This is a genomic window from Streptomyces sp. WM6386 (assembly GCF_000972385.1).
Taxonomy (GTDB): domain Bacteria; phylum Actinomycetota; class Actinomycetes; order Streptomycetales; family Streptomycetaceae; genus Streptomyces.
Map to the genome: position 1 here is coordinate 1 of NZ_JXTE01000478.1, position 462 is coordinate 462.

Sequence of the window (462 nt, forward strand, 5' to 3'; positions counted from 1 at the left end):
CAGTTCGCCGCGTTCTGTGCGGCGGCCGGCCGTACCGAGCTGCTCCAGGACCCGCGATTCGCCACGACGTCCGCGCGGATCACGCATCGCGAGGAGATCCTGCCGGTACTCGAAGGGATCATGCGGACGCGGACGCGGGACGACTGGCTGGGGGTACTGGACGCACACGATGTCCCGGCGGGGCCTTTCAACGAGATGCCCGAGGTCTTCGCCGATCCTCAGGTGCGGCATCGGGGGATGGTGACGGAGGTCGAGGACGCGGTGTCAGGGCGGCTGCCTCTGCTCGCCAACCCCATCCGGCTCTCGGCGACCCCGGTCGAGGGTTACACCGCGCCGCCCACGCTGGGCGAACACACCGCCGAAGTCCTGGGCAGGCTGGCGGAGGTGACGGAGGATCAGCTCGTGCGGCTGCGGGTGCGGGGGATCGTGTGACCTGGTTTCTCGCCCCCGCCGCCCCTACCC

General features: G+C 70.6%; 1 protein-coding gene. It reads left to right on the plus strand.

What is annotated here, in order from left to right; genetic code table 11:
- On the plus strand, positions 1–432 hold a 432-nt coding region (locus TN53_RS42325; protein ID WP_046264232.1), incomplete at its 5' end, for a CoA transferase.
- Positions 433–462: the final 30 nt, after the last annotated feature.